Genomic DNA, 21421 nt, shown 5'->3' with positions numbered 1-21421 from the left:
ATGTGACGCACTGGCCAGTGTTGGGCTGCCACATGTGTCCGTAACGGTACTTTTAAAGGAGACCAAAATGCCCAAGTTGAAGACCAAAAGTGGTGTGAAGAAGCGCTTCAAAATCACCGCAACCGGCAAGGTAAAGCACGGCGTAGCCGGCAAACGCCACCGTTTGATGAGCCATAACAGCAAATATATCCGTCAGCAGCGCGGCACCAAGAAATTGTGTGATGCCGATGCGCGGACAGTCAAGAAATGGGCACCTTACGGGCTTTAATAGCACCGAAGATCCCATCGCTTTAAAAATTCAAGGATATAGAAAATGGCACGTGTAAAACGGGGTACGACCACTCGTACAAAACATAAAAGATTATTGGTACAGGCGAAGGGCTATTATGGCCGCCGGAAAAATACCATCCGCGTCGCGCGGCAGGCGGTCGAAAAAGCCGGCCAATATGCGTATCGCGATCGCAAAGTTAAGAAACGCGCTTTCCGCGCCATCTGGATTCAGCGTATCAACGCTGCGGTTCGCGCAGAAGGTATGACATACGGCACATTCATTCACGGAACCAAGCTTGCTGGCATTGAACTCGACCGTAAAGTCATGGCCGACCTGGCGATGAATGAACCTGCTATGTTTAGCGGCCTCATCAAACAGGCGCAGGATGCTCTAGCGAAAGCTTAAGTGTTTATATAATTTCAAAGAAGCGCCGGAGAGCAATCTCGCGGCGCTTTTTTATTGGGTTTTTCGAGCGGGTTGCCTAGACGGGCAACAGAAAAGGACATCGTCATTCCAGCGAAAGCTGGAATCTCTTGGAGGCAGAACGGTTCCGGTATGAGATCTCAGCTTTCGCTGGGATGACGGAGGGTAAGAATATGAGTGACATCGAAGCAATTAAAGAGAATTATCTCGGACAGATAGCAGCGGCCGGTGATGGCGATGCTTTGGAAGCGATCCGCGTTGCTGCGCTGGGCAAGAAAGGCGAGATTTCGCTGCTGCTCAAAACGCTTGGCAAAATGACGCCCGAAGAACGCCAGAGTGAAGGCCCCAAAATCAACGGCGCCCGTCAGGCCGTGGCCGATGCGATTGCCGCGCGAAAGGACAGCATTGAGACGGAAGCGCTGAACGCACGGCTTGCGACCGAAAAGCTCGACATGACCTTGCCGCCGCCAAGCGCGCCAAAGGGCAGCATTCATCCGGTTTCGCAGGTGATGGATGAACTGGCTGAAATATTCGCCGACCTCGGCTTCTCGGTTGCTACCGGTCCGGAAATCGAAGATGACTGGCATAATTTCACCGCGCTCAATATTCCGGAAACCCATCCGGCGCGCGCGATGCATGACACCTTCTATTTCCCGCAAACCGACGATAAGGGCATGCCGAAATTGCTACGCACGCACACCTCACCCGTGCAAATCCGCACGATGATGGATGTGGCGAAACAGACTGATGGTGAGGGCGCGCCGATATATATTATCGCGCCGGGCCGCACCTATCGCAGCGACAGCGATGCGACACACACACCGATGTTCCATCAGGTCGAAGGCCTGGTGATCGACAAGAATATTCACATGGGTCATCTCAAATGGACGCTCGAAACCTTTGTTCGTGCGTTTTTCGAGCGGGACGATATCGAACTGCGCCTGCGCCCAAGCTATTTCCCGTTCACAGAGCCTTCGGCAGAAGTCGATGTCGGCTTCTCGGTCGAAAAAGGCCGCCGTATAATCGGCGGTGATCCGCGCGGCGACAATGGCGGCTGGATGGAAATTCTGGGTTCCGGCATGGTCCATCCCAATGTCATCCGCAATTGCGGGCTCGACCCCGATATCTGGCAGGGCTTTGCCTTTGGCTGCGGCATCGACCGGCTGGCGATGCTGAAATATGGCATGGACGATTTGCGGGCGTTTTTTGACGGTGATCTGCGCTGGATGGAGCATTATGGATTTGACGCGCTCGATGTACCGACGTTAAGCGGAGGAGTGGGCGCATGAAGTTCTCGCTAAGCTGGCTCAAAGCCCATCTCGATACAGATGCAAGCCTGACCGAAATTACCGAAAAGCTGACAGCAATCGGATTGGAACTGGAAGGGTTGGAGAACCCTGCCGATGCCTTGCGCCCGTTCCGTGTAGCCAAGGTCATCGAAGCCGGGCCGCATCCCAATGCGGACAAGCTGCAACTGCTTAAGGTTGATGATGGGTCCAATGACCCGTGGCAGGTCGTTTGCGGCGCACCCAATGCGCGCAAGGACATGGTTGGCGTCTTTGGCCCGCCCGGCACCTATATTCCGGGCAGTGACTTCACGCTGAAACCCGCGAAAATCCGTGAGGTCGAGAGCTTTGGCATGATGTGCAGCGCGCGGGAACTGGAACTGGGCGACGACCATGACGGGATCATCGAACTGCCCGCCGATGCCGCATCGAAAGTTGGCACAAGCTATGCGGATTATGCACAGCTTGATGACCCGATTGTGGACATAGCAATCACACCCAATCGTCAGGATTGTATGGGCGTACGCGGCATTGCCCGTGATCTGGCCGCGGCGGGCGTTGGCTCGCTGAAGCCACTGGATATCGATTCCGTGGCGCGCAGTGGCGCTGGCCCGGATGTACACACGGATGATACGGAAGGTTGTCCCGCCTTTTATGGCTGCACGGTAACTGGCCTGACTAATGGTCCGTCACCGGACTGGATGCAGGCGCGGCTGAAATCCGCAGGTCAAAAGCCGATAAACGCACTCGTTGATATCACCAATTATGTGATGCTCGATCACGGACGGCCATTGCACGTCTATGATGTGGCCAAGCTCAACGGCGGTCTGGTTGCGCGCAAGGCCAAAACGGGCGAAAAACTGACGGCGCTGAACGACAAAGAGTATGTGCTTGATGAAAGCATGACCGTTATTGCCGATGACAATGGCGCGCATGACATTGGCGGCATCATGGGTGGTGCCGACACCGGGTCGGAAGAGTCCACCACCGAAGTCCTGATCGAGTGCGCCTATTTCGATCCCGCTTCGATTGCCAAAACCGGTCAGAAACTGATGCTCACCAGCGATGCGCGCCAGCGTTTCGAACGCGGTGTGGATCCGGCCTTTTTGGACGATGGCCTTGATATTGCGACCGCCCTGGTGCTCGAGCTTTGCGGCGGCAAGGCCAGCGACATAACCCGCGCAGGAACACCGCCGACGGATATGCCCACGATCAGCTATGATCCCAAGCAATGTGCTGCTTTGGGCGGTATCGATGTTGCGCCGGAAAAACAGAAATCCATATTGGAAGCGCTGGGTTTTCAGGTATCGCTGTGCTCCCGCGCAGGCGGGAGCCTATCTCCCGAAGCTGCAGCTGGCGAGGCGGTGGAGATGGATTCCCGCCTACGCGGGAATACGGATGGGGGTGATGCTCCCCGCTGGAATGTCACGCCCCCGACCTGGCGTCGTGACGTCGCAGGCTGGCAGGATCTGGTCGAGGAAGTCGTTCGGATTGAGGGGCTGGACAGCGTTCCCTCCACGCCACTGCCACGCAAGCCCGGCGTCGCCAAACCCACGGCATCGCCGGAGCAACTGGCCGAGCGTAAGGCGCGCCGCGCTGCGGCCGCGCGCGGGTTGAATGAAACCGTGACCTGGAGCTTTATCTCCGACAAGGAAGCCGCGCCCTTTGGCGGCGGCACCTGGTCGCTTGCCAATCCGATCAGCGAAGACCTGAAAGTCATGCGCCCCTCGCTGCTGCCCGGTCTGATTGCCGCTGCCCAGCGTAACGCCGATCGCGGTGCATCGTCCATTCGCTTGTTCGAAGTAGGGCGCCGCTATCTCGAATCCACCGAGCATCAGACCATTGGTTTCGTGCTGGCGGGCGAGAATCGGGCGCGCAGCTGGCAATCCGGTGCAGCGACCAAATATGATTCGTTTGACGCCAAGGCCGAAGTACTTGCGATTTTGGAGGCCGCTGGCGCACCAACCGAGAAGCTGATGGATTTTGACGAAGCGGGTGATCATTATCACCCCGGCCAATCCGGCACGCTGCGTCTGGGGCCAAAGAAAATTCTCGCCGCCTATGGCGTGCTACACCCGTCCGTGACCAAGGCATTGGGTTTAAAAGGCACGGCTGTCGCTGCCGAGATTTTCCTCGACGCCATTCCGGTGAAAAAAGCCACAAGCCACATGCGCGCGGCCTTTGCCCCGCCGGCGCTGCAAGCCGTAACCCGCGATTTCGCGTTCATCGTCGATGCGGGCTTACCCGCCGGCGATCTGGTTCGGGCGGTGAAAGGCGCGGACAAGAAATTGATCACCGCCGCGCGCCTGTTCGATCTGTTCGAAGGGGCCAGTGTTGGTGAAGGCAAGAAGTCGCTGGCGGTGGAAGTCACGCTGCAGCCGGTGGATGCGACATTGACGGAGGAGGATTTGAAAGCCGTTTCGGACAAAGTCGTCACCAGCGCCGCGAAACTGGGCGCGGAGCTAAGAGGGTAAGATGAGCCGGACCAATCCCCGACGTACATTCGCCATCATCTCTCACCCCGATGCGGGTAAAACGACCCTGACGGAAAAACTTCTGTTGAAAGGCGGGGCGATTCACTTGGCGGGTGAGGTGAAGGCGCGCGGGGATAACCGGCGTGCGCGGTCCGACTGGATGAAGATCGAGCAGCAGCGCGGGATTTCCGTGACCAGCTCGGTCATGACGTTTGAACGGAACGGCATTACCTTCAACCTACTCGACACACCGGGGCATGAGGATTTTTCCGAGGATACGTACCGCACGCTGACCGCCGTAGACAGCGCGATCATGGTGATTGATGCTGCCAGCGGGATTGAGGCGCAGACGCTGAAACTGTTTGAAGTGTGCCGGTTGCGCAGCGTACCGATCATTACCTTTGTCAACAAGGTGGACCGCGAAGGGCGCGATCCGTTTGAACTGCTCGACGAGGTCGCCGATAAACTGGCACTCGATGTTTGCCCGATGAGCTGGCCTACCGGCATGGGCGGGCAGTTTGAGGGTATTTACGACCTCAATCGCAACCAGCTGCACCAACCCGATGGCGACAGCAAAAATTATGATGGCAAGGTTCAGCAATTTGAGGGGCTGGACGACCCCAAGCTCGCCGATGTGCTGAGCGACGAAGCGCTGGAACGGCTCACCAGCGAAGGCGAACTGGCGCAAGGCGGCTATAGCAGCTTTGACCTGGAAGCTTATCAAAATGGCGACCTCACCCCGGTTTTCTTTGGTTCTGCGCTCAAGCAATTTGGCGTGGAAGAGCTGATCGAAGCGATCGCTGACTATGCGCCGAGCCCGCGGCCACAGCCAGCGGAACCCGCTCCGATTGCACCCGATAGCAAAGATGTCACCGGTTTCATTTTCAAGATTCAGGCGAATATGGATCCGCAGCATCGCGACCGCATCGCCTTCATGCGGCTGTGCTCCGGCGAGTTTAAACGCGGCATGAAACTGACGCCTTCGGCGCTTGGCAAACCGATTGCCATCCACAGTCCGATATTATTCTTCGCGCAGGACCGCGAAATTGCTGATACCGCGCTGCCCGGCGACATTATCGGCATTCCCAATCACGGGACATTGCGGGTCGGCGATACGCTGAGCGAAAAAAATCAGGTGCGGATTACCGGCCTGCCGAACTTTGCGCCGGAAATCCTGCGCCGTGTGATCCTGAAAGATCCGACACAGATCAAGAAGCTGCGCAAGGCGCTGGATGACCTCAGCGAAGAAGGCGTCGTGCAGGTTTTCTATCCCGAAATCGGCGCCAACTGGATTATCGGCGTGGTCGGTCAGTTGCAGCTCGAAGTGTTGGTGAGCCGCCTGTCAGCAGAATATAAGGTCGAGGCCGGCCTCGAACCCGCTCCCTTTGAAACCGCCCGTTGGATCAGCGGCGATGATGAGGTGCTGAACGCTTTCGCCAATATCAACCAGACCAGCCTTGCCAAGGATCGCGACGACAATCTGGTATTCCTCGCCAAATCCGCGTGGGATGTGAATTATCAGGAAGAACGCAATCCGGAGATTAAATTCAGCGCGACGAGGGAGCGGTGATCAACGCAGCGGGGAGCAGGATCAAATAGGCTATCAAGCCGCATATGCTGAACGGAACGACAGTTCGGACCACAACTGCTTGTTCTGTGATATTTGACAATCGAAATCCCCCGAAGAGCATTGCGACCATGCTGAAAAATGTCAGTAAAATGGCAGGTATCGAAACCAGTGGGCTAAGCAGGCTTGCGATGTAGAAATGAGATGCGCAAAGCAGCCAATAAGGTCCGAGCAACAGCTTCCACATTTTCATTTCTTCAATAATGATACCGGCACTGCGCCACTTCCAACACTTGGGCGCCACCTTCGCCGCGTACCCGATAAACCAGTCGGTGTTCCTGCGTAATCCGCCGCGACCACCAGCCTTTTAGCTGGCCGCGCAAGGGTTCGGGTTTGCCTGTGCCCTCAAATGGGTGCCGCCGACATTCTTCCAGCAAAGCGTTGATACGCTTGAGCGTCTTTCGGTCTTTGTCTTGCCAGTAAAGATAGTGATTCCAAGCCTTTTCGGAAAAGGCGAGCTTCATGGGTCAATTAGCTCACGTTCCTGGCCCTCGCCGGCATCAAGTTGTGCGATTGATTCTAACAGTTCTTTGGCGTTGGCGGGAGAGGATAACAAATGTATCGTCTCCTCCATACCAGCCCATTCGCTTTCGGCTATCATGACCACTGCTTCTCCGCGCTGACGCGTGATCTTTACCGGCGCACGATCGGCGACAACACGGTCCATCAGCGCTTTTAGATTGGCACGAGCGTTTGAAAAGTTTTCCATCAACATTTGTAAAATATGTACCGATTATCGTACAATGTCAATCTCAAAAAATATAATAGATCGCAAAACAGGCCGCTAGCCCTACACCGATATTAAGCGGCAGGCCGATTTTCACAAAATCCGAGAAGCGGTATGCGCCCGCCGTATAGACGAGAGTGTTGGTCTGATAGCCCACCGGCGTTGCGAAGCTGGCCGAGGCGCCGAACATCACCGCGACCAGCAGGCTGCGGACATCCACGCCAGTTTGCTCGGCAATGCCGATGACCAGTGGCGTCATGATGACAGCCACCGCGTTATTGGTCGCCGTTTCGGTGAGCAGCGAGGTGAGCGAATAGACCGCGATGATCAGCCAGAGCGGCGATATCATGTTGAGCAGCGGCAGCAGCGTGTCGATAATCAGTTGCACCGTTCCGGCATTTTCCAGCCCCTTGCCCACCGCCAGCATCGCGAAGATCAGCACCAGCACATTGCCGTCTATCGCCCCCCACGCCTCTTCGCTGTCGATACATTTGGTCAGCAAGACGGCTGCCACGCCCAGCATCGCGAGTGCAGCGATGGGCATGACGCCCAGGCTGGCCGCAATGATGATGATGGCCAGTGTGAGGATGGCGACCGGCGCGCGGCGGCGGCGGTAGGCTTTGGCATCCGGTTCCTCCAGGTGCACCAGATCGACATTTTCCTGTAAGACCCCAACAGACAGGTCATCGGTCTGTACCAGCAAACTGTCACCGTGCCGGATGCGCGCATCGGCCAATGTGGGTCCGGCGACATGGCGTGGTCTGGAAAGGCCGAGAACACGGGCAGGTACACGGGATAAAAAGGGCAGGTTGGGGAGGGTCTTGCCGACTGATCGATGGGACGGTCCAATTACCAACTCAACCAACCGGGTATGTTCGTCAGCCAGCGGAATCGTTGGTTGCTTGACGCCAGCATAACCCAATAAGATACCATCAATTTCTGCGAGGGATAACAGCTCTTCCTGGGTCACAGAAGCCACCAGTGTTTCCCCTCCAATCACGACATGGTCAGCAAACTGAAACCGATCAATACCAGTGCCGACCCGGCGGCCCAGTATCGCCACTCCCGACGGCGTAAAAGCGCCAATGTCGGAAATTTTCTTGCCCACAAATTCGCTTTCCTCGTCGATCCGTATATCGGTCAGATATTGCGACGCCGGTATCTGGTCGGCCAGGCTTTCGCTATCCCGCTTTGGCAAAAATAGCGGCCCTAATATTGCGATCATCACAATGCCGGTTACCGCGGCAATCAAACCCACTTGGGTTATTTCAAACAAGCCAAAGGCGGCCTGGCCATTTTCTTGAGCAACACCGTCGACCAACAAGTTTGTCGATGTACCGAGCAAAGTCAGGCTGCCACCCAATATCGAGATGTAGGAAAGCGGAATGAGCAGCTTGCTAGCCGCGATGCCCGATACCTTGGCAATTCTGCGCATGATCGGGATCAGGATGATAACCACAGGGGTATTGTTGACAAAGGCCGATGAGGCAAAAGTTCCGCCCAGAAACCCGCCTATCGCCATGAAAGGCCGGGTTTCCGCCTTGCGCGCCGCGAAGCCGGCGAGTGCCTCGATCACTCCTGTCCGGACCAGTGCACCCGACAAAATGAACATCGCGCCGATCGTCAGCGGCGCAGGATTGGAAAAGACCGACAGCATGTCATCGCTGCTGAGCAATCCGATCACCATCATCAAAGCAGCAGCAACCACTGCGGTCACCGCTGGCGGGCGGCGCTCACCCACAAAGGCTGTAAATAAGGCAAATAATATCACCAATCCAACATAAGGCTTCGCGATATCCCAATAACTAGCCCAATCCAAATTTTGCTCCTGCGTTATCGGTTACTGCTCCGATACTCTAACAGGAAGATGTCGCGTTCTGCCAGCAAATTAGCCCGACAATCTGGGATTTTTACCGTCGCCAAGGAACCAAATCGGCGGCCCAGCGTAAAAAGAACAGACATAAAATTCACGGAGTATGGACATGACCAAGAAGTTTATCATCAGAAGCCTCGCAGCCACCGCTGTTTCCTTTGCCGCAAAAATTATTGTGAAAAAGCTGCAAGAAGAAAGGCAAACCACCAAAAAAGAGCATCAGGACCCCGACACAAATGTCTATCCTCCACAGGGTGCCGGGATATAAATTAATCTCGTTCAAATTCGCGGCTGACTTTCATTGAGTTAACAAGAAAGCCCTGGTCATTGGCTGTTATCCAAAGGGGGTATCCAGCTTGGCTAAGGAAGATTTATTAGAAAATAATCTATAGTTGAATAGATGTGATTTACCTCTATTGCCATTGATATAGTTTTTCGTGTCATTTTGGGGGTATTAATGCGCGCAAGTCATTTGTTTGCTATTCTTATTTTCGGTTTGAATATTGGGCTGGTTCAACCATCAGTTGCTGCAGTTGAAAAAATTCCAACAGAAATATTTGCGGCCGAGGGTGATGTTTATCAACCGAAACTATCACCTGACGGATCACAAATGGTGTATCGGCAAAACTCGGATGGAAAATCCTACCTGACCATACGATCGCTATCTGGAGGTAAATCTTTCCGCAAACAAATGCCAGAAGATACCGATCTCAATTGGTATCGCTGGGCAGGTAATGATCAAGTCCTATTCAGCGTTTCCAGTCTAAAGGAATATCACGGGCCCCGCACTTATCTTGGTGACGAATTTCGTCAGGTAGAGATGTACCTCATAGACACAAATAGCGGAGGCTCGCGTTTCATTGGCCTTGAAAAAGGCGCACCGGATGGGGACAATATCCTGCATCTAGATCATGACGGACGTTTCCTTTTATTGGAGACCAGGGAATCCATCTATAAATATCCCTCGGTTTACAAAATAGACTTGGCCACTAATCAAGCCGAGCAGGTGGTGAAAGAACAGATGAAAGTCTGGGACTGGATTGCCGACAATGAAGGCACTGTTCGCATGGGATTGAGCTATCGCGCCAATTCTACCTTGGTATTTTATCGCCGAACAGGGGATTCCCCATTTAAACGTATAGACAAGGTAAAGGATAAGAAGGTCGTCAATGACGAACAGGAATCATTGCTGGATGGGTTTAACATTCTTGCCGGTTCGGATGACGGTTATGTTCTTTCGAATGAGAAAACGGGCCGCTTTGGCTTGTACAAATTTAATCTGCTGACGCGAGAGATTGGTGAGAAGGTCTTTGACCACGACAAAAATGACGTGACCAGATTCTCGCTCAGTGATGACGGAACCGCGCTCGAAGCCGCCTATTACACGGACTCTCGCGATCGCATTCACTGGTTTGATGAAAACTTTGCCGGGCGACAAAAAATACTGGACCGGTCGTTGCCGGGGCAAGAGGTGTGGATTTCCTCCTCCACCCGCGACAAAAGCAAGATGATAATCTATTCAACCTCCCCACAGGATCCGGGCAGCTATTATCTTTATGAACCAGCGGCCAAAAAAATGGACCGGTTTGCCGGCGTCAACGACCGGATTGATCCCACCATTATGGCGGAAACCAAATATGAAACATATACGGCGCGCGATGGCACAAAGATTCCGGCCTATGTGACACTTCCCAAAGGGCAAAACGCAGCGAAACTGCCCCTGGTGATTATGCCTCACGGTGGACCCTATGGCGTGCGCGATACGATGGATTTCGACATGGAAGTGCAGTTTCTTGCCAATCGCGGATATGTGGTCTTGCAGCCCAATTTCCGCGGATCGGGCAGCTATGGAGAAAGTTTTTACAAGCTCGGCGAAGGGCAAATGGGCCGATCCATGCAAGATGATCTGGATGACGGCATGGACTGGTTGGTCGAGCGGGGGATTGTTGATCCCCAGAGGGTCTGTATCGTTGGCTCGTCCTATGGTGGATATGCCGCTCTTTGGGGTGCAACCCGCAATCCTGAGCGTTATCGCTGCGCCGCGTCATTTGCAGGCGTTACAGATTTTAACAAGCAACTGCGCTATGATCGTCAGTTTTTCAAGAGCCGTTACAGTAAGAAATGGAGAAAAACGGTCGAAGGAGAGGATGACTTCGACCTTGATGATGTCTCACCGGTCCGGAAAGTGGATCAATTGAGACGGCCAATCCTGCTCGTTCACGGTAAGAAGGACAGCAGAGTGCCATATAGCCAATTTACGCTATATAAAGAGAAGCTTGAAGATCGCGATGCGGATGCCGTATTTGTCACCTATGAAGAAGAAGGCCATGGCTTGAAAGACTTCGAGAACCGCAAGGACTGGCTGGATCAGCTGGAGCAATTTCTAGAGAAACATAACCCGGCTTAATTGCTTTACCGCCGCAACAAGAAAACCGCATGTTCGGCGAGAAGATTAGCCATCGCCCGGCTCGTCTGTTTATCACCGCTCAGGAACCATTCCCCCTGCTGCGTCAGATTGGCATCGCGCACCAATGCACGGAAATCATCAATCGTCACATGGTGAATATTGGGCGTGTCATACCAGGTTTGCGGCAATAGCCGGGTGACCGGCATCCGGCCGCCGACGAGCAGCGACATGCGCACGCGCCAATGGGCAAAATTCGGAAAGCTGACAAAGGCCTGCTTGCCAATGCGCAGCAATTCTTCAAGAATAGCATTGGGCCGGTGGGTGGTTTGCAATGTCTGGCTCAGGATCGCATAGTCGAAACTGCCATCGGGATAGGCGGACAGATCCGTATCGGCATCGCCCTGCACCACAGAGAGGCCCTTGCTCACGGCGCTGGCCACATTGGCCGGTTCAATTTCCAGACCACGCGCATCGACCTGCTTTTGATCGCGCAAGGCCGCCATCAATGCGCCATCGCCGCAGCCAATATCGAGCACACGGGCTTTAGGGCTGATATTGTCAGCGATAATCTGCAGATCAGGGCGAAGCTTGTTCACAGGCTCTCCCCCGCTTTCAAAAACCCGTCAACAATCCGGTTCATCTCGGGATTTTCGAGCAGGAAGCTGTCATGGCCAAAGGCGCTCGACAATTCGACAAAGCTCGCCGCTGCCCCGGCTGCATTAAGTGCATGCACGATGGTCCGCGATTCACTGGTGGGGTAAAGCCAGTCGGTGTCAAAGCTGATCAGACAAAAACGCGTCTTGGATCCCTTGAACGCATGCGCGAGCGTACCGCCATGAGCCTCGGCCAGATCAAAATAGTCCATCGCCCGTGTGATATAGAGATAGCTGTTCGCATCAAAGCGATCGACAAAGCTGATCCCCTGATGCCGCAAATAGCTTTCGACCTGAAAATCGGCATCGAAGCCGAATGTCTTGGCCTCCCGGTCCTGCAAGCGCCGACCGAATTTTTCAGTCAGACCGGCTTCGGACAAATAGGTGATATGCGCGGCCATGCGTGCCACCGCGAGGCCGCTGCTCGGCGGATCATCATCGGCATAATAAGCCCCGCCGCGCCAGCGCGGGTCGGCCATAATCGCTTGCCGTCCGACTTCGTGAAAGGCGATATTTTGCGCCGAATGCCGCGCGGCAGACGCGATAATCACCGCTGATTTGACCCGTTCAGGATAAAGCGCGGTCCAGCTTATCGCCTGCATTCCGCCCATCGACCCGCCGATGACGGCATGAAGGCACGCAATGCCGAGATGGTCGAGCAGCAACGCCTGCGCGCGCACCATATCGGCGATGGTCAGCACCGGAAAATCCATCCCCCAAGGTTTTTCCGTGGCGGGATTGATGGTCGCAGGCCCGGAGGAGCCCATGCAGCTGCCAATCACATTGGCGCAGATGACGAAATGCCGGTCGGTATCGACAGGTTTCCCCGGACCAACCATATCCGTCCACCAGCCACCTTTGCCGGTAAGCGGGTGGGTGGAAGCCACATATTGATCCATGGTCAATGCGTGGCAAATCAGAACCGCATTGCTGGCATCCGCGTTGAGCGCGCCATAAGTCTCGTAAGCAAGCTCCACAGGTGCCAGTTCGCCGCCACTATCCAGCGGCAACGGGCCCAGCAAACGGACGCTTTTATCCAATCCAAAACGCGCATCTTCACTCATAAATTCAGTGGCTAAGGCCCGATTCGCCGCCGGTCAAACGATATTGCGGTTGACTGACAAGCTGTGGCGGCTAGTCCGGCTGCATATTCAGATACAAGCATTGAGAGTCTGTTATGGGAAATCAAACACCACAGCCAAAAGACTGGATCCTGGACATAGCCGCTTATGTCCCCGGCAAAGCGGGCAGCGATGATGGAAAAAAGCTGATCAAATTGTCGGCCAATGAGAATCCGCTGGGGTGCAGCCCGGACGCGACCGATGCGATGAAAGCCGCTGCCGCCAGCGTGGATCGCTATCCCGATGGCGGTTCCAATGCCTTGCGCGCGGCCATAGGGGCCAAATATGGTCTCGATCCTGCGCGGATTATCTGTGGCACGGGTTCCGATGATGTGTTGCAACTGGTCGCCAACGCCTTCACCGGACCGGGCGATGAAGTCATCTATGTGCGCTATGGCTTTGCGGTCTATGAAATTGCCGCCAAGCGCTATGGCGGGACACCAGTGGTTGCCGATGACAGCGATTATGGCACAGATGTCGATGCGATACTCGCCAAGGTCACCGACAGGACCAAACTGATCTATCTGGCAAACCCCAATAATCCGACCGGTACATTAATCGGCGCGGCCGAGGTGCAGCGTCTGCATGACGCGCTGCCTGGCAGCGTTCTGCTGGTGCTGGATGGTGCCTATGCCGAATATTTGGAAAGCGATGAAGATGATGGCGCGCTGGAGCTGGCCAAAACGGCATCCAATGTCCTCATCACCCGAACCTTTTCCAAGATTCACGGGCTAGCCGCCGAACGCATTGGTTGGGGCTATGCTTCTGCGGCGATTATCGACGCGATGAACCGTATCCGGCAACCGTTTAATGTCACAACGGCTGGCCAGGAGGCTGCGCTGGCAGCATTGGCCGACGATGATTTCATAAAAAACAGCCGCGATCATAACCGCCTATGGCGAGACTGGATGACCAGCGAGATTGAAGCGCTGGGCAATCACGGGCTGCGGGTCATTCCCTCCCATACCAATTTCCTGCTGGTATTGTTTGAAGGCGCGCTCTCGGCAGAGGCAGCGAACAACGCTCTGATGGACAAAGGCTATGTTGTGCGCTGGCTGCCCGGACAGGGTCTCGTCAATGGGCTGCGCATCACCATCGGCACCAAAGAAGAAAACCGCGGCTTTATGGACGCCCTGCGCGGGATATTGGAAGCTGCCAACTGATGCTGCCTTTTGCGAGTATCACGATTATCGGTCTTGGCCTGATCGGATCTTCCATTGCTCATGGCGTTAAGGCCAGCATGCCAACAGCGCGCATCACCGGCTATGACGCGGACCCGTCCGTTCGTGCACGCGTGCAAGAGCTTGGCTTTTGTGATGATGTTGCGGATAGCGCTGGCGCGGCAGTCATTGACGCCGATCTTGTCCTGCTGTGCGTGCCCGTTGGCGCCATGGCGGCAATTGCCGCGGACATGGCAGAAGACCTGCCCGAAGACGCGATTATCAGCGATGTCGGATCGTCCAAGGGCAATGTGATCGCTTCGCTGCAAGCCGCCCTGCCCCGTGCCCGGATCATTCCCGCGCATCCGGTGGCCGGAACCGAGCATAGCGGGCCGGACGCCGGTTTCGCGACGCTGTTCAACGACCGCTGGTGCATATTGACCCCGCCGGATGACGCGCAGGAAGGTGATATCGAACGCGTGCGCGCCTTCTGGGAAAAGCTGGGCGCGAATATCGAAATTATGGATGCAAAACATCATGATCTGGTGCTCGCGGTAACCAGCCATTTGCCGCATCTCATCGCCTATACGATTGTCGGTACCGCATCCGACCTTGAAGACGTCACGCGCAGCGAAGTGATCAAATATTCCGCCGGCGGTTTCCGCGACTTTACGCGGATCGCGGCGTCCGACCCCACCATGTGGCGCGATGTGTTCATGTCGAACAAGGATGCGGTGCTGGAAATGCTGCAGCGTTTTTCCGAAGACCTCACCGCCCTGCAACGCGCGATCCGCTGGGACAAGGGCGACGAACTGTTTGACCTCTTCACCAAAACCCGCGCCATCCGCCGCCGCATTATCGAAGAGGGCCAGGACGATGCCGCGCCCGACTTTGGCCGGAGTCACGAATAGGCCCAGAGCCAGGTTTTTCTGCTCAATCCAGGTTGCCGTCACCCTGCATCAGCGGCGGATATGGAGCGATGGCATGATTCTCTTGGAATATCGGGCTTCCGCAACGCTGAAAACCAATCTCTCCGCAGCTATGACCCCGCTTGATCTTGAGAAAATATTATTATTTTTCAAAGAGGTGAAGCCTATATTCGCATTCCTTCGTCAATTATGATGCTTGTGCCATTATGAGCCGCGCCAAGGCGCGTGATCGTGCACCAATATGGCACAGCTGATAACTGTTCGTCGCACGATCCGCTCGGATTATCCATAGAACAGGTGGTCATACCGGCTGCGTTCATGCGCCAGAAAGGATGATCTGACCACTCAGGCAATCGATATGTTCATGTGCGGCATCGGTGCCGCCTCATATTGTGGTGCGGGTTTAAGGGAGCCTGACAGATGAGCGACCATCTCCGGTCCGATCAGATGAAACACCACAGCCATGCGGGGCAAACGCTATTGTTTGAAGGAGAAAATTTATGAGTGACATTTCCAAAGGTTCGAAAATCACACTAATGCTTGCTACACTTGCTGTAGCAGTCCCGACCAGCGTGTCTGCGCAGCAGGACATGCCAGAGTCAGAGAGCGATATTACTGTAACCGGTTTACCTCCGGCTGATCTGTCCGGCTTGCCAGAAGGTCCAGAAATTGAAGGTTTTATTTCCGCGCGTGACGCTGACAGAATGCAAGTCACAAGCGATAACGGCAGCAATACGGCCATTACTGTTGCTGAAGCCACTCAAATCCGGGCGAGCAAAGGCTTTTTGGGCATTGGTCGCAGCGAACTTGGTGCCGATTCGCTGCTCAACGGTCTGCCAGTTACGGTGGAAACGGTAGAATGGGGCGATAACCTGGTGGCGAGCAAGATCAAGCTGCGTAACAACGACCTCAAAACCGCCAGCATGATCCGCAACGGTACCGCTCAGGGCTTTGCCGAACAAACAGCGGCAACCGAAGCACTGCGCGGCCGCGTCGGTGATATCGATAAGTATAATATTAAAGGCACGACAAATGTGAACTTTGATACAGGCAAGGCCGTGCTGTCCGCGCAGGATAAGGCCGAGCTGTGCAACACAGCTGCCCAAGCCGAAGCGATGGAAAACTCGCTATTGCTTGTTGTCGGTTATACGGACTCCACTGGAGACTATGAATTTAACCAACAGCTGAGTGAAAAGCGGGCCAGCCGTGTGGTCAACTATATGCAGCAAGCCTGCGGCTGGAAGCCGTATCGTATGCTGACGCCCACCGGGATGGCCAAAGCTGATCCGATTGCGAGCAATGACACCCCTGAAGGTAAGGCACAGAACCGCCGCGTTGCCGTGAATATCATGGTCAGCAAGAGCGTTGACGGCATATAAGATGCGCGGGGTGGGCCAGGTCCACCCCGACATTCTTTTCCGGGCGTCACCAGTTTCGTCCTGAAAAATCTAATCGCCGCAATATTGCGATCAATCATTCAGTACATTAATCGCGTTATGCACGCGGTCCCGAATATCATCGCGATCAAGACCCGGTTCAATCTCGTCCTGCACAGCGTAAGTAATGACCCCGCTTTTCTGGACAAATGTATCGCGCGGCGAAATAACCCCGCTGTCGAGGGCTACCGGCACTAACGGCAAGCCCATGAGTTTGTAGATACCGGCAAAACCTGTCTGCAATTCCGGTCGCTGCCCATGGTGCGCGCGGCTTCCTTCTGCAAAAATAACGATCGGACGGCCTTCCGCGACTGCTTTTTTGGCCTGTTTAATGATCTGACGCATCGCCGCGCCGCCGCCATTGCGGTCGATACCCAAAAGCCCGTGCTTTTTGGCAATCCAGCCCCATAGCGGGATAACCAGCAGTTCCTTTTTGGCAATCACGACCGGCTTGTCAAAAATCCGCAGTAAGTCGATCGTTTCGAACATGCTCTCATGCTTGAAGACGTAAAGCAGCGGTTCGTTGCGGATTTCGCCCTTGATCTCAACGCGTATGCCAAGAACAAGGCGCGCACAGAGATAGTGATAGCGGCTCCATAGCTGCGCCATATAATGGGTGCCGCGCACCGAAAATACCGCAACGATAAACGCCATGATGATGATCGGTGTCGATCCGCCGTAGAATAGCGGAATGAACAGGATTGAGCGGATCTTTGCTAGCATGACTTAAACCCCGGCAAAGGCCGCCAGTCGGCGCATCAGAAATTTATTATATTCCTTGAACAAGGTGCCCAATGAGGGCGCGCTGGGGACAGCATCGGCGATGATCTTGATATCTCTTGGTACCGCACGTTCCAGTTCCAGCTTCGCCCGCCGCATATGCCAGTCCGATGTCACCAGCCGCAGCGATCCGTCTTCCCTCCGCGCTGTCCAACGTGCAGTTTCCAGAGCATTGGAGCGCGTGTCCACGGCCTGGAGCCCAAGATCGATGCAACATTCAAACAGGCTATCCGGGCGATCATATTCAACCGCCAATTCCCCTGGTTTTACATCGCGATCGACGCCCGATATCAGCAAATATCCGGCTTTTTTTGCCTCCAGCATCTGCAACGCATGTTCAATCCGCTTGGGACCGCCGGTTAGCACAACAATCGAATCTGTCCGCACGTCGTCCGCAGCAGGGCGCGGCAAATCGACGGCAAACCAAACAAACCCGATCATCCAGAACAGCAGCAAAAAACAGAGGGAACGAAGGATCATAAAAGGTGACTACAATATTTTTCTTAGCGCGCCCATGACTGTCATCCGCGCAGTCACCATGGCCAGGGTCATTCCCAATATCGGAACGGCGCCGATAATCAACCAGCTATACCAAGAGAGGCCCAGTGATTCCACCAGCCCTGACCCAAGAGCCGATAACTGCATGCCGAGCAGCAGGATGATTGCGGTGCCGCAAATCAGGCCCAATATCCCGCCGAGCAGCGCATCCAGCGCAATGCGCCGTTGAAACAGGCGGCTAATCTGTCGGTCGGTGCCGCCCAGCAAATGGATGACCCCTATGGTTTCCTTATGCGTGTTGAGCGCTGCGCGCGCTGATATAATCACCGCCGCCGCTGTTGCCATGGCGAGCAAGGCGACAAGGCCAAAAGCAATCCATTGCAGCGATTGAACGAGCGCAATGACCGGCGCAATCAGGCCGCTACTGGGTTCCACCCGCGCGCTGTCAGCCAAAGGCCTGACCGCCGCCCGCAATTCGTCCAGCTCTTTTGGACCAGCAGGACGCACCAGTTTCAGATCAATAAGTGCAGGCAATGGAATATCTTCCAGCAGACTGCCGGCTTCCAGCTCGTCCTGCGTGCCAGCCGTCTGTCCCAGCCATGGCGCAATCAGGTCTTCAATTTCTTGTGGTGGCAAGACCCGCACTTCCTCAACCAGCGCCATACCCCGCAGCCGCGCCGCCGCATCATTCGATTGCCGTGCTTTGAGATCGGGGTTAGCCTCGACAATCTGTACCGTCGCCCGGCTGGAAAGTTGATCGGAAACATTGCGCCCTGCCTCGGCAAAGGCCAGCCCGGTTGCCGTTGCCAGCACCATCAGAAAGATCATGATCGCAATCACCCACGGCATCGGGCCGGAAAGCCGTCCCTCCGGGATCAGGCGGCGATCATGGCCGGGGATGACAAACAAGCTGAGCATCAGGCCGTCTCTAGGCTCTGTCGCGCGGCAAGGGCGGATTGCGCAAGGAACCGGTTGGATCGGAAAGTCCGCCCTTTTCCAGCTTCATCATCTGCGCTCCCGGCACTTTGCTAAGCAGGTGTATGTCATGCGTGGCCACCACAATGGTCGTACCCAATGTATTGAGCGCCTCAAACAACTGCAGCAGCCGCACTGCCATTTCAGGGTCGACATTGCCGGTTGGCTCATCAGCCACCAATATTTCGGGCCGCCCGATCACCGCCCGGGCAATCGCCACGCGCTGTTGCTCTCCGCCAGACAAGGTGGCGGGACGCGCCTCTGCGCGGTCACCAAGGCCGACCCAGTCCAGCATTTCGGCGACAGGTGTAGTAAGATCCTTCTCTTTCACCCCCGAAACCCGCAGCGGCAGCGCGATGTTATCAAAGGCCGACAGATGCGGCACCAGCCGAAAATCCTGAAATACCACCCCGATACGCCGCCGAAACCCCGGCAAGCGTTCTCGCGACATGGTCACGGCATCCTCGCCAAATAGCCGGATGAGACCGCGGCTGGGCCGCTGCGCGAGATAGAGCAGTTTCAGGAGCGATGTCTTGCCGGCCCCCGAAGCACCGGTCAGAAAATAAAAACTGCCCGGATAGAGCGTGAAACTGAGGTCTGACAGCGTTTCCGCGCCCGCCCCATAGCGCAGGCCAACATTTTCAAATTGAACAATTTCATTCATCGGGATTTTTCAAATCATTTGATCAGGTGGAACGCTAAATATTTCCCCGCTTCAATAGGACGTTACCTCCCCTGAAATCAACTGCCGCGTATCGCAGAGCCGATCAAACCGGCCCCAAGACGCGGAAAAAAAGGCTCTTGTCTCAAAAGCATGCAGCGCAGACTTGCAGTTTCATGGATTGCCGTGTTTAGAAGAACGTCATGATATTGAATTGCCCGGCCTGCAAGACACGTTATCTCGTGCCCGACAGTGCGATTGGCCCGACCGGCCGGTCCGTGCGCTGCGCGTCATGCCGTCATAACTGGTTTCAGGAAGCGGCTCCGCCGGAACCGGTCAAAACACCCCCGCCGACCCAGCAACCCTTGCCGGGCGCGGCTCCTGCTTCCCGGTCTGACGGCCCACAAGCTCCCGAATCTGCAACGCCGGACCAACCGGGCCATTCGGAACCTCCCGCCACTTCGCCGGTGTCATCGTCAGCTGCATCGCCCGGGTCCTCTTCGGCCGCATCGTCAGCCGCACCGGCTCCGCCACCAACTGCCGCAGCAACACCGCCTTTTGTATCAGAAACCAGCAGCTTCGCCCACGAACCCCCGTTCAAACCGCGCCGTAACCCGGCCAAATTGTGGACCATAGCAGCCATTGCTTTTGCAAGTCTTGTCATCATTGGTGGCGGTGCGCTTTATGCGTTCGGTCCATCAAACTTGTTTAAAAACTATCAAATGGCGTCCGTGGACGACACCCCGTTACTGATCGAACTGAGTGAGAAACAGGATCGCCGGACGCTACAGGATGGTACGGAATATTTCGCCGCCAGCGGAACGATCATCAATCCGTCCGATACCGAACAATCGGTGCCATCCATGCTGGTCATCCTGCGCGATGCCAGCGGCCGGATTGTTTACAGTTGGAAAATGAAGGCTCCTGCCAAATCGCTCGCGCCCGGGGCAAGAATCAATTTTAACGAAGCCAAACTGGATGTGCCGCGTGCCGCTAGCCAGCTGGAAGTCGGCTGGGCGGACGTAACACGCGAATAGCGGTTATTCAGGGGACCTAAGCCAATAGTTTATGGGGGCAATAATAGCCCGTGGGTCAGTGAAATTCGGTTACCAGCACATGCGGCCCGCCCTTGAGAAGGATTTCTCCGCGCGTGCGAGCCAGCGGAAATATTTGGCTGTTTTTGCCGTTCAACCCTTGCTTCGCCGGTCCCTTCGGCACGGTCGCTCCAAAACGTATCGATTCTCCGCCGATAATGCGTGCGGAGGCCGTGACCTGCGTACGCGCGCCAGATTGTGAGGCCTGTTGCGCGGTGGCGGGAGTGCTGGCCAGCATAAAGGCCAGCATGGTCAAAACAGGGAAGCGGTTGCGCATAAACATAGAAAAGACCGCAAAACCGCCCTCTGACAAGGTAAATAAAAGGTTAATGCGCCTGTTTCCCGTTCTCTTCCCCTATAAAACGGATGAAGCGAATGAAATTGTACGAGAAAGAGACAATTTGGTACGGTGCGTTAAGGCTTTGCTCCAGCAATATCCGCAGCAACAATATCTGTTGCGGGCCTATCCACCCTTTGCTAAGGGCACGCGCCTACCAAGGGCTTATGGCCCGGTTCGAATGACAGTGCGGTCGTGGCGGAATTGGTAGACGCGCAGCGTTGAGGTCGCTGTGGGGTTAATACCCCGTGGAAGTTCGAGTCTTCTCGACCGCACCAGTTTCTCGACAGATGCGCATCTTTGGTTCTGAAGCCGCGTTGAACCAGAAGACGGCATTCAACAATATTTTGCTATCACCTATATTTTTGCGAAGCGGATGAGATATTGCCCTCGAAAAGCAAGAAATCCGATGTCGGATCGGTTTGCGACCCACCCTTTATAGCTCCTCTTCTGCCATTCCCCCGGTCAGAAGAGCCGATCCGACAATGTCTTTTTGCAAAGTTTGCGGGTTTTAGAAACATGTCACTTGGTGCACCGTCAAAGATCACCGCCTGCTGCACCGCTTGATTGTTGGCCAGTCACCGGCGTCGAGCAAATTAATTATATTTTGACGCTAACTATCTAAATTCGTTACTGTGTTGTTTAGCACAATGCGTGCTCTAAGTTGAGCTACCACATGGCAACCACGG

The 21421-nt window shown here is 55.2% G+C and carries 22 protein-coding genes, 1 tRNA gene and 1 pseudogene; 13 read left to right on the top strand and 11 right to left on the bottom strand.

All coding sequences use genetic code 11. The features are described from left to right. Positions 1-67 precede the first annotated feature (67 nt). The 5 genes from rpmI (at position 68) to J4G78_RS11215 (ending at position 6024) form a co-directional block, all read left to right on the top strand. Positions 68-268: a 50S ribosomal protein L35 gene (gene rpmI / locus J4G78_RS11235; RefSeq protein ID WP_108811566.1), complete on the top strand. Its 201-nt coding sequence runs from the start codon at positions 68-70 to the stop codon at positions 266-268. A 45-nt stretch (positions 269-313) separates the two neighbouring features. Then, entirely contained in the window at positions 314-676 is a 363-nt protein-coding gene (rplT, locus tag J4G78_RS11230; protein WP_207986656.1) for a 50S ribosomal protein L20, read from the top strand. A 191-nt stretch (positions 677-867) separates the two neighbouring features. Continuing rightward, positions 868-1983, top strand: coding sequence for a phenylalanine--tRNA ligase subunit alpha (gene pheS / locus J4G78_RS11225; protein ID WP_375140335.1), 1116 nt, complete (start codon positions 868-870; stop codon positions 1981-1983). Beyond that, the gene (gene pheT, locus J4G78_RS11220) at positions 1980-4454 is read left to right on the top strand and encodes a phenylalanine--tRNA ligase subunit beta (protein WP_207986654.1); all 2475 of its coding nucleotides are present in this window, start codon (positions 1980-1982) and stop codon (positions 4452-4454) included. Before pheS ends, pheT begins: the two co-directional genes overlap by 4 nt. Before the next feature lies 1 nt (position 4455). After that, positions 4456-6024, top strand: coding sequence for a peptide chain release factor 3 (locus J4G78_RS11215; RefSeq protein WP_207986653.1), 1569 nt, complete (start codon positions 4456-4458; stop codon positions 6022-6024). A 254-nt stretch (positions 6025-6278) separates the two neighbouring features. Here the strand turns inward: J4G78_RS11215 and J4G78_RS11210 are convergent, their stop codons facing one another. Genes J4G78_RS11210 through J4G78_RS11200 form a run of 3 tightly spaced genes read right to left on the bottom strand, consistent with a single transcriptional unit; the run spans position 6279 to position 8627 of the window. Beyond that, a complete protein-coding gene (locus tag J4G78_RS11210) occupies positions 6279-6545 on the bottom strand; it encodes a Txe/YoeB family addiction module toxin (protein ID WP_207986652.1) in 267 nt (88 codons plus the stop codon). Then, a complete protein-coding gene (locus J4G78_RS11205) occupies positions 6542-6790 on the bottom strand; it encodes a type II toxin-antitoxin system Phd/YefM family antitoxin (protein ID WP_243457063.1) in 249 nt (82 codons plus the stop codon). The genes J4G78_RS11210 and J4G78_RS11205 overlap by 4 nt, the downstream gene beginning before the upstream one ends. Positions 6791-6833: 43 nt before the next feature. After that, complete coding sequence (locus J4G78_RS11200; protein ID WP_207986650.1) at positions 6834-8627, bottom strand: SLC13 family permease; 1794 nt, start codon at positions 8625-8627, stop codon at positions 6834-6836. A 163-nt stretch (positions 8628-8790) separates the two neighbouring features. Here J4G78_RS11200 and J4G78_RS11195 point away from each other — a divergent pair, with 163 nt between their 5' ends. Together J4G78_RS11195 and J4G78_RS11190 are read left to right on the top strand one after the other, a co-directional pair. Then, positions 8791-8949 (top strand): hypothetical protein, encoded by a 159-nt coding sequence (locus tag J4G78_RS11195; protein ID WP_207986649.1) that lies wholly within the window; start codon positions 8791-8793, stop codon positions 8947-8949. Positions 8950-9138: 189 nt separating this feature from the next. Beyond that, on the top strand, positions 9139-11088 hold the full coding sequence (locus tag J4G78_RS11190; protein WP_207986648.1) for a S9 family peptidase: 1950 nt from the start codon (positions 9139-9141) through the stop codon (positions 11086-11088). A 5-nt stretch (positions 11089-11093) separates the two neighbouring features. Here the strand turns inward: J4G78_RS11190 and metW are convergent, their stop codons facing one another. Both metW and metX read right to left on the bottom strand, forming a co-directional pair. Beyond that, positions 11094-11684: a methionine biosynthesis protein MetW gene (gene metW, locus J4G78_RS11185; RefSeq protein ID WP_207986647.1), complete on the bottom strand. Its 591-nt coding sequence runs from the start codon at positions 11682-11684 to the stop codon at positions 11094-11096. After that, positions 11681-12805, bottom strand: a complete 1125-nt coding sequence (gene metX, locus J4G78_RS11180; RefSeq protein ID WP_207986646.1) for a homoserine O-acetyltransferase MetX — start codon at positions 12803-12805, stop codon at positions 11681-11683. Before metX ends, metW begins: the two co-directional genes overlap by 4 nt. Before the next feature lie 113 nt (positions 12806-12918). On the opposite strand from metX, the gene hisC reads away from it, so the two are divergent. The 3 genes from hisC to J4G78_RS11165 all read left to right on the top strand — a co-directional run bounded on the left by hisC (position 12919) and on the right by J4G78_RS11165 (position 16330). Further along, entirely contained in the window at positions 12919-14025 is a 1107-nt protein-coding gene (gene hisC / locus J4G78_RS11175; RefSeq protein WP_207986645.1) for a histidinol-phosphate transaminase, read from the top strand. Further along, positions 14025-14933, top strand: a complete 909-nt coding sequence (locus tag J4G78_RS11170) for a prephenate/arogenate dehydrogenase family protein (protein WP_207986644.1) — start codon at positions 14025-14027, stop codon at positions 14931-14933. The genes hisC and J4G78_RS11170 overlap by 1 nt, the downstream gene beginning before the upstream one ends. A 518-nt stretch (positions 14934-15451) precedes the next feature. Next, the gene (locus J4G78_RS11165) at positions 15452-16330 is read left to right on the top strand and encodes an OmpA family protein (protein ID WP_207986643.1); all 879 of its coding nucleotides are present in this window, start codon (positions 15452-15454) and stop codon (positions 16328-16330) included. Between the two features lie 90 nt (positions 16331-16420). On the opposite strand, the gene J4G78_RS11160 is transcribed toward J4G78_RS11165, so the two are convergent. Genes J4G78_RS11160 through ftsE form a run of 4 tightly spaced genes read right to left on the bottom strand, consistent with a single transcriptional unit; the run spans position 16421 to position 19304 of the window. Beyond that, positions 16421-17110: a lysophospholipid acyltransferase family protein gene (locus tag J4G78_RS11160; protein ID WP_207986642.1), complete on the bottom strand. Its 690-nt coding sequence runs from the start codon at positions 17108-17110 to the stop codon at positions 16421-16423. A 3-nt stretch (positions 17111-17113) separates the two neighbouring features. Further along, positions 17114-17647: a YdcF family protein gene (locus tag J4G78_RS11155; RefSeq protein WP_207986641.1), complete on the bottom strand. Its 534-nt coding sequence runs from the start codon at positions 17645-17647 to the stop codon at positions 17114-17116. A gap of 9 nt (positions 17648-17656) precedes the next feature. After that, entirely contained in the window at positions 17657-18583 is a 927-nt protein-coding gene (locus tag J4G78_RS11150; RefSeq protein ID WP_207986640.1) for a cell division protein FtsX, read from the bottom strand. A gap of 10 nt (positions 18584-18593) precedes the next feature. Beyond that, positions 18594-19304, bottom strand: coding sequence for a cell division ATP-binding protein FtsE (gene ftsE / locus J4G78_RS11145; RefSeq protein WP_207986639.1), 711 nt, complete (start codon positions 19302-19304; stop codon positions 18594-18596). A gap of 200 nt (positions 19305-19504) precedes the next feature. Here ftsE and J4G78_RS18285 point away from each other — a divergent pair. Continuing rightward, positions 19505-19600, top strand: a pseudogene (locus tag J4G78_RS18285) (MJ0042-type zinc finger domain-containing protein); the annotation flags it as partial. Positions 19601-19611: 11 nt separating this feature from the next. Here the strand turns inward: J4G78_RS18285 and J4G78_RS18165 are convergent. Further along, entirely contained in the window at positions 19612-19935 is a 324-nt protein-coding gene (locus J4G78_RS18165; RefSeq protein WP_243457352.1) for a hypothetical protein, read from the bottom strand. Between J4G78_RS18165 and J4G78_RS18160 the strand changes: the two genes are divergently transcribed. Then, on the top strand, positions 19925-20338 hold the full coding sequence (locus J4G78_RS18160; protein ID WP_243457351.1) for a hypothetical protein: 414 nt from the start codon (positions 19925-19927) through the stop codon (positions 20336-20338). The genes J4G78_RS18165 and J4G78_RS18160 overlap by 11 nt on opposite strands. Before the next feature lie 55 nt (positions 20339-20393). Here J4G78_RS18160 and J4G78_RS11135 read toward each other — a convergent pair whose 3' ends face one another. Next, a complete protein-coding gene (locus tag J4G78_RS11135; RefSeq protein WP_207986637.1) occupies positions 20394-20678 on the bottom strand; it encodes a hypothetical protein in 285 nt (94 codons plus the stop codon). 243 nt (positions 20679-20921) lie between these two features. Between J4G78_RS11135 and J4G78_RS11130 the strand changes: the two genes are divergently transcribed. Continuing rightward, positions 20922-21010: transfer RNA gene (locus J4G78_RS11130), tRNA-Leu, on the top strand. Positions 21011-21421: the final 411 nt, after the last annotated feature.

Source organism: Parasphingorhabdus cellanae, assembly GCF_017498565.1.
Classification (GTDB): Bacteria; Pseudomonadota; Alphaproteobacteria; order Sphingomonadales; family Sphingomonadaceae; genus Parasphingorhabdus; species Parasphingorhabdus cellanae.
Note: the sequence above shows the minus strand (reverse complement) of the source record. Positions and strands in the feature narration are given on the sequence as shown.

Excerpts from the sequence above, each read along its gene's own strand:
- rpmI (WP_108811566.1), top strand. The coding sequence starts at position 68 with ATGCCCAAGTTGAAGACCAAAAGTGGTGTGAAGAAGCGCTTCAAAATC.
- rplT (WP_207986656.1), top strand. The coding sequence starts at position 314 with ATGGCACGTGTAAAACGGGGTACGACCACTCGTACAAAACATAAAAGA.
- pheS (WP_375140335.1), top strand. The coding sequence starts at position 868 with ATGAGTGACATCGAAGCAATTAAAGAGAATTATCTCGGACAGATAGCA.
- pheT (WP_207986654.1), top strand. The coding sequence starts at position 1,980 with ATGAAGTTCTCGCTAAGCTGGCTCAAAGCCCATCTCGATACAGATGCA.
- J4G78_RS11215 (WP_207986653.1), top strand. The coding sequence starts at position 4,456 with ATGAGCCGGACCAATCCCCGACGTACATTCGCCATCATCTCTCACCCC.
- J4G78_RS11210 (WP_207986652.1), bottom strand. The coding sequence starts at position 6,545 with ATGAAGCTCGCCTTTTCCGAAAAGGCTTGGAATCACTATCTTTACTGG.
- J4G78_RS11205 (WP_243457063.1), bottom strand. The coding sequence starts at position 6,790 with ATGGAAAACTTTTCAAACGCTCGTGCCAATCTAAAAGCGCTGATGGAC.
- J4G78_RS11195 (WP_207986649.1), top strand. The coding sequence starts at position 8,791 with ATGACCAAGAAGTTTATCATCAGAAGCCTCGCAGCCACCGCTGTTTCC.
- J4G78_RS11190 (WP_207986648.1), top strand. The coding sequence starts at position 9,139 with ATGCGCGCAAGTCATTTGTTTGCTATTCTTATTTTCGGTTTGAATATT.
- metX (WP_207986646.1), bottom strand. The coding sequence starts at position 12,805 with ATGAGTGAAGATGCGCGTTTTGGATTGGATAAAAGCGTCCGTTTGCTG.
- hisC (WP_207986645.1), top strand. The coding sequence starts at position 12,919 with ATGGGAAATCAAACACCACAGCCAAAAGACTGGATCCTGGACATAGCC.
- J4G78_RS11170 (WP_207986644.1), top strand. The coding sequence starts at position 14,025 with ATGCTGCCTTTTGCGAGTATCACGATTATCGGTCTTGGCCTGATCGGA.
- J4G78_RS11165 (WP_207986643.1), top strand. The coding sequence starts at position 15,452 with ATGAGTGACATTTCCAAAGGTTCGAAAATCACACTAATGCTTGCTACA.
- J4G78_RS11160 (WP_207986642.1), bottom strand. The coding sequence starts at position 17,110 with ATGCTAGCAAAGATCCGCTCAATCCTGTTCATTCCGCTATTCTACGGC.
- J4G78_RS11155 (WP_207986641.1), bottom strand. The coding sequence starts at position 17,647 with ATGATCCTTCGTTCCCTCTGTTTTTTGCTGCTGTTCTGGATGATCGGG.
- J4G78_RS11150 (WP_207986640.1), bottom strand. The coding sequence starts at position 18,583 with ATGCTCAGCTTGTTTGTCATCCCCGGCCATGATCGCCGCCTGATCCCG.
- ftsE (WP_207986639.1), bottom strand. The coding sequence starts at position 19,304 with ATGAATGAAATTGTTCAATTTGAAAATGTTGGCCTGCGCTATGGGGCG.
- J4G78_RS18165 (WP_243457352.1), bottom strand. The coding sequence starts at position 19,935 with ATGGTCCACAATTTGGCCGGGTTACGGCGCGGTTTGAACGGGGGTTCG.
- J4G78_RS11135 (WP_207986637.1), bottom strand. The coding sequence starts at position 20,678 with ATGTTTATGCGCAACCGCTTCCCTGTTTTGACCATGCTGGCCTTTATG.